We start from the raw sequence: 6437 nt of genomic DNA on the forward strand, positions 1-6437 counted from the left end.
GAATCCGGTGATAACCTCACCGTAGGTGCAGCATCAAGGTCTCTCAACATGAAACCTGATGAGTTCAAACAGATGCTTGCATTGATGGAGAACAACGGGGACATTGAGCTATGTCAGGAGAACAATATAGGATGCAGTACGGACCTTTCCTGTGGCAGGGGATGCAGCGCATGCTCTTATAACAAAGACCGAACATTAAAGGTCAGGTCATACCGGATGACAGAAAGCGGGATGAATAAAATAAATGGGTTTTAAGCGATCAGGAAACATCGGCTATGTAGAAATGCCTTTAAAATAAAACAGTTTTTGGCTTTGCAGTATGATGGGAGATGAAAGCCTATGTGATAAGCCGGCAAGTGTAATTAACTTTTAAGAGATCACTATAAAACTAGCAACACTTAACTTATTTCCTTTAAATTACAGCATTACTAAAATGTTACCAGCGGATATTTGTGTTTGATATGCAGAAACCTTTGGATCAGGCTTATCCACATATGCGCCTGTCTTTGCATTCATTCCAGTCCTTATATCAAAACCCCAGTTGTGACAATTACATTTCAGAACATAACCATCCAGTATGCCTCCCTTAAGAGGGCAGCCCATGTGGGGACATTTATTGTCTATGGCGTATACAGTACCTTCTTTCTTGATCAACAGGACCTGTTTCCCTTCTAGATTGACCACTTTCATTTTTTCCTCAGCCAGGTTATCTTCCATAGCAACGATCCATGCAGACATATTGTATCTCCTATATGTTCGATCCTATATGCTCGATGTTAGTAAAACAAAAAGTTTGTCAACGTTATATATTGGATCATATTGAGCCAATATCCTTAGAGTTTAGCTCATCCATGGTCTTAATGCCACTCATCGTCATGAAATGAACGGCTTAAATTATAAGAACACGGGTGTCTCCGATATCTTTTAGATCTATAATAGCAAGGATATGGAATTATAAGTAATTATTGATTATGACAGATCTTCGGCATATATCATTTTTAGTGATATCATGTTGGAAACTTCTTCCTATATATACCAGTATCAGATTAATACTTTATATCAGTAAAATACTTTACTGTAGACGACAGTTGTTTTGTAACCAATGTGGGGGAATGAGTCAGATCATTGGATGCTGTTGATGTTAATTCAATTTCCGATAAACATTAGCGGAGTTTGTCTAAAATCACTTGTACGGTTTCACTGGCTGCCTGAAAACATCAGACAGGCCAGGAACTTCGGAAGAAAAGGAGCTACTGAATGACCGATGTAACCATAAACTCAAGAATATGTGGCTATGTTCACGAAGTAAATGGAAAGATCGACGGAAATAAAGTCATAATCGAAATTGACACTCCATGTAATGTTGTCAAGAACATATCACACATGGAAGTCCCGCTCGAAGGAATATTTGCCATAAAAGATAATTACGTGCTTGAAAAGGCGAGCCATGCCCCATGCTGCGATACCTGCCTCGTTCCAGTCGCCGTTCTACATGTGTGCAGGCTGGAAGCGGGATACATGTCCAAGACCCTTGCCAAAAGTGTAGGCAATGTCACTATTGAATTTAAGTAGAGCACATATAATATAAAGAGGTTAATAACATCTCCATGTTCAAGTCAACAGCCCCACTAATGGCGGCCGTAACATGGAATCAGCAAATGTCAACTTAAGGGAGGAAGAACAATGGAAGGAGATAGGATATCCTGTCATGCATCTGTAAAGAAAGTATATGAAAGGATAAAAGAGGACGGCATTACCAACATCTGGGATAGGTATGAGGCCCAGGGCATGGGTGGGAACCCCGATAGACGCTGTAACTTCTGCCAGGGAGGTATGCGCTGCGACCTTTGTTCCAATGGACCATGCAGAGGCAATGCTGAAACTGATAAAAGAGGTGTTTGCGGTATCACTGCTGACGGTATGGCAATGCGTATGATGCTCTTACGCAACGTCCTGGGAGCTTCCACTTACCAGTACCATACAGAACAGACCATAAAGACACTTAGAGCCACAGCTCTTGGAAATACGCCTTTTAAGATAAAGGAATCTGGGAAACTAAGAACTTTTGCTGCAAGGCTTGGTGTTGATACATCAGGCACCGATAATGAAGTGGCTTTGAGATTATGCGACTTCGTGGAAGCTGATTTCAGGAGAGAATACGGGCAAAGCAGTAAGATAGTAGAGGCACTTGCACCTGAAGAGCGTAAGGAAACATGGAAAAAGCTGGGTCTATTCCCCAATGGCATCCACAGTGAGATCATGAGGACAACGAGTTCATCCCTCACGAATGTTGATGGGAACTATGTGAGCCTTGCTCTCAAAGCCATGCGTTTGGGAGTGGCCATGGGGTATCAAAGCCAGATAGTAAATGAATATTGCCAGGACATTCTTTTCGGTCTGCCAAAACCACACTTGATGAGGGTAGACCTTGGAGTACTTGATCCCGAATATGTGAACGTGCTTCCCAATGGTCATGAACCATTTTTGGGATTTGCAATGGTACAGCTGGCAAGGGAAAAAGCATGGCAGGATAAGGCGAAGGCTGTTGGTGCAAAAGGACTGCGCATAATTGCCAATATTGAAACAGGTCAGGAAATGATCCAGAGATGGGAAATGGACAATGTGTTCTTTGGGTTCACTGGCAACTGGATCATGCAGGAAGCGGTCTTAGCCAGCGGCTGTGTGGATGTGTTCGTGGCAGATATGAACTGCTCAATGCCCATAGACCCGATCTACGCTGAAAAATATCATTTCAAGATCGTGCCTGTGAGCGACCTTGTTTCTTTAGAGGGCGTTTATGAAAGAATAGATTATGTACCAGAGAAGGCACGGGAGCAGGCGGCTCAGCTGTTGCAGATAGCTATAGACAACTTCAGCGAACGCAGGAAAACCGTATCACCTGTAACTGGCCTTCCTATCACTGAGTCTGTGGTGGGATTCTCCTCAGAGAGTATAACAGATGCACTGGGTGGCAGCCTGGTACCTTTACTGGATGCCATAAAGAGTGGAACTATAAGAGGTGTCGCGGGCCTTGTGTCCTGTACGACCCTGAGGGATTCGGGACAGGATTGCCATACTCTGGATATTGCAAAGGAACTTATTGCACGGGATGTGCTGGTACTTTCTATGGGATGCGGCAATGCTGCCATGCAGGTGGGAGGTTTATGCAGCCCTGATGCAATGGAACTTGCAGGACCTGGACTCAAAGGATTGTGCAAACAGCTTAGTATTCCCCCGGTACTCAGCTTTGGTACATGTACCGATACCGGAAGGCTGGCAGATCTGCTTGGTGCCATTTCATCGGCGTTAGGTGATGTGCCTCTGCCTGACCTGCCAGTAGTGGCAACAGCACCTGAATACATGGAGCAGAAAGCTACGATCGATGCGGTCTATGCTCTTGCATTGGGCCTGCACACGCATGTCAATCCTGTGCCTACTGTAACAGGTGCTCCAAGGCTTGTGAAATTGCTCACCCAGGACTGTAAGGATGTCACTGGAGGAGTTATGAATGTGGAAACTGATGCGGTAAAGGCTGTAGATGCAATGATGGAGCACATAGAGGGCAATCGCAGTAAATTGGGCATCTGATACGTGGATCGCTTACAAATATCTTTGTACAAGGGATGGGAGAGCAGAAAAATGGATATGTTGATTTATGGCCATGTGGCCTGTCCCATCCCTTTATAGCCCCTCGTATGCTTTTTTCAATTCAGCGATATCAAACTTCTTCATTTTGAGGAATGCTGCAGTTACCCTTGCCAATTTCTCAGCATCCTTGTCCTGCATCATCTCTTTCATAACAGTGGGCACGATCTGCCATGAAATCCCGAACTTGTCTTTGAGCCATCCACACTGTTCAGCCTCAGGAACAGCTGATAGTTTTCCCCAGTAGTGATCGATCTCTTCCTGGGTATCGCAGTACACTATGAACGATATGGCCTCGCTGAAAGTAAAATTATGCTCATAAGCGCTGTCCATAGCTGCAAATCCTTGGCCTTCAAGAATGAAACCGGCGTGTTGTATCGTGCCTTCCTTATCTGGTCCATCACCAGCACTGTAGCGAAGGATGTAACCAATATTTGCATTACTGAACACCGATGCGTAAGTATTGATCGCTTCTTCTGCTTTTCCACACACATCACCGGTGAACATAAGTGTCGGGGTGATCTTCTGCGTGATCTTTCTGTCACCCATATGCATTATCTGCCATGAAAGACCATGTCTGTCCTGCACCCATGCGTATCTTTCGCTGAAAGGATATGCATCCAAAGGCATGAGCTCTGTACCACCTTTGGATAATTGCTCCCACAACATGTCCACCTCTTCTGTAGTGCCACAGGCAATAAGGAAAGATATGGCTGGGGTAAATGTAAAGAAAGGTCCGGCTGATATCAGCATGAACTCCTGACCTGATAACTCGATAGTGACCGTTTCTGCTGTTCCGGAAGGGGTACCATGGATCTGCGTGATGTCAATGATCCCGGAATCCCTGAAAAGGGATGTATAGAACTTCGCAACCTCAGCGGCCTCTGTGTCAAACCATAAGTGTGGAACGATCTTTTGCATACTATACCTCTATACATATTGCAGTCCGTGCTGTATAAAGATATACCTGCTACTTTTATTCGCAAATGTCATCAGACCCTTGCTCCACCAGCTTGCAGACCTCATGAGCATTGCAACTCTTATACTAATCAGGGGGCCTTATCGTGTACTTAATTAGCATGCCTGTATAACGAAGTCGTGGAGAAAGTGATGGCAGGTCGTGTGGGTCTCTTATAATTTGAGGTTGAACTTTCTTTATTCTGTCTTCTGGCCATGAAATGGACCTTTATATCCTTCATAGTGGATATTTGCAAAAACAAATCGATTTTACAATTACTTATTGATAAAAAATACCAAATGTAGAATTAATAAATAATGATAAACAGTATTCATTGGTGAGTAATATGAAAGTGAAATACGCTACCATCGTAGTTGAGGATATGAATGAGTCAATTAAATTTTACACAGAAGTTATGGGATTTGAAATAGACAGCCAGCACGATCCCCAGCCCGGAGCAACGATCACGTTATTGAAAGGTGAAGGGGATGCTATGATAGAGCTCATAGAAAATACAGAATATGGAACTGGCCTGTTTGCGGTGGGAATGGATGTTGAAGACATTAACACCACAGTGAAAGAGCTCAGATCCAAAGGCGCTAAGATTACCATGGAACCCATACCAATAACAGTTGGGACCCTTGCCTTCCTGGAAGACCCAAATGGGGTCAGAATAGCGCTGATCCAACACCACTGATCCCTTTTTTCATTTCACTGAAGTTCTTTTCTTATTTGCTTCTTTTACAGCAGTTCCTATCAGGAAGTTCAGAACTTGAATGCCTCCTTATGCTTCTCGTAATAACCACATGCCATCTTATAGCTCGCCCATCCGCATGCATTGCCGAGTATGATGCACTTGAGAACCATGTCAGGCTCCACATCTGAGTAATACTCCACGATCCTGGGAATGCGTAACGAGGTCAGAGCTCCTGTTTTGAACTCTATATGATAGGCATTCACTTTGTCATAGGTGTCTTGGTCTATGGGGTACAATGGGTACTTGGATGGGGGATAATATACGCCATACCCAAGTGGGGTGAAAGTAACAAAGGGAGAAAAAGATGATCACTGGCTGTCCCTATGTACGTCATCTCTTACAGAGGGTTTCTTACAGAGGGTTTGTACTCACTCATTTAATGATGGTTCAGAAAGTCGGGTTCTGTAGAAATCGTCATGCCACAATCTCCACTATGGGCAGACGCAACCACAGAGTACACAGAGTTCACGGAGATGGATTACTATTCTCATTCTCTGTGTTCTCTGTGAACTCAGTGGTTAAAACATAATGTGCATGTTTTCTACAGAGCCGAAAGTCGGAAAGATTATAAAAGGCGGGTGTTATAATATTATAAACGGGGATGGAAGTTGTTGGAAGATACTAAGACAAAAATTAAAAATGTTTTGTTAATAATATTGGCATGCTTAATCTGTACAACTGTTATACTGATCACATTAACTTATCCGAATTACCACGATACGATGACGGAAGCACAAAAGCAATTGCTTTCGAACAGTAATATTTTAAGAACAGAGTATGGAGATATTGAGTATACTGTAAAGGGAGAAGGGACACCTGTCTTATTGCTGCATGGTGCAGGGGGTGGTTATGATGCGGGACTTTGGGTGGGCAAAGTGTTCTTTTTGGATGGTCATAAATTCATCTCAGTTTCCCGATATGGATATCTTCGATCACCAATTCCAGCTAATGCTTCTATTCAAATGCAAGCCGCCTCGTATAAAGCTCTTCTGGATAATTTAAGTATAGATAAAGTGATCGTCGTTGGCGCATCGGCCGGAGGTCCATCAGCCACTCAGTTTGCCAACGACTATCCTG

The 6437-nt window shown here is 43.6% G+C and carries 8 protein-coding genes; 5 read left to right on the forward strand and 3 right to left on the reverse strand.

All coding sequences use genetic code 11. From position 1 onward, the window contains the following. Positions 1-255 (forward strand): hypothetical protein (locus AB7U21_RS09355; protein WP_428388556.1); only part of this gene is annotated, 255 nt, incomplete at its 5' end. A 162-nt stretch (positions 256-417) separates the two neighbouring features. Here the strand turns inward: AB7U21_RS09355 and AB7U21_RS09360 are convergent. After that, positions 418-738, reverse strand: a complete 321-nt coding sequence (locus AB7U21_RS09360) for a Rieske (2Fe-2S) protein (RefSeq protein ID WP_428388558.1) — start codon at positions 736-738, stop codon at positions 418-420. Positions 739-1257: 519 nt separating this feature from the next. On the opposite strand from AB7U21_RS09360, the gene AB7U21_RS09365 reads away from it, so the two are divergent. Together AB7U21_RS09365 and cooS are read left to right on the forward strand one after the other, a co-directional pair. Further along, a complete protein-coding gene (locus tag AB7U21_RS09365; protein ID WP_428388560.1) occupies positions 1258-1572 on the forward strand; it encodes a DUF6951 family protein in 315 nt (104 codons plus the stop codon). A 111-nt stretch (positions 1573-1683) separates the two neighbouring features. After that, a complete protein-coding gene (cooS, locus tag AB7U21_RS09370; RefSeq protein ID WP_428388562.1) occupies positions 1684-3588 on the forward strand; it encodes an anaerobic carbon-monoxide dehydrogenase catalytic subunit in 1905 nt (634 codons plus the stop codon). A 93-nt stretch (positions 3589-3681) separates the two neighbouring features. Here the strand turns inward: cooS and AB7U21_RS09375 are convergent, their stop codons facing one another. Next, the gene (locus tag AB7U21_RS09375; RefSeq protein ID WP_428388564.1) at positions 3682-4566 is read right to left on the reverse strand and encodes a VOC family protein; all 885 of its coding nucleotides are present in this window, start codon (positions 4564-4566) and stop codon (positions 3682-3684) included. A 383-nt stretch (positions 4567-4949) separates the two neighbouring features. Here AB7U21_RS09375 and AB7U21_RS09380 point away from each other — a divergent pair, with 383 nt between their 5' ends. Next, positions 4950-5300, forward strand: a complete 351-nt coding sequence (locus AB7U21_RS09380; RefSeq protein ID WP_428388566.1) for a VOC family protein — start codon at positions 4950-4952, stop codon at positions 5298-5300. A 68-nt stretch (positions 5301-5368) separates the two neighbouring features. On the opposite strand, the gene AB7U21_RS09385 is transcribed toward AB7U21_RS09380, so the two are convergent. Further along, the gene (locus AB7U21_RS09385; protein ID WP_298685581.1) at positions 5369-5596 is read right to left on the reverse strand and encodes a hypothetical protein; all 228 of its coding nucleotides are present in this window, start codon (positions 5594-5596) and stop codon (positions 5369-5371) included. 486 nt (positions 5597-6082) lie between these two features. Between AB7U21_RS09385 and AB7U21_RS09390 the strand changes: the two genes are divergently transcribed. Then, a partial coding sequence (locus tag AB7U21_RS09390) for an alpha/beta fold hydrolase (protein ID WP_428388568.1) occupies positions 6083-6437 on the forward strand: 355 nt, incomplete at its 3' end.

The sequence above is a fragment of the Methanomethylovorans sp. genome, assembly GCF_050177135.1.
Taxonomy (GTDB): Archaea; Halobacteriota; Methanosarcinia; order Methanosarcinales; family Methanosarcinaceae; genus Methanomethylovorans.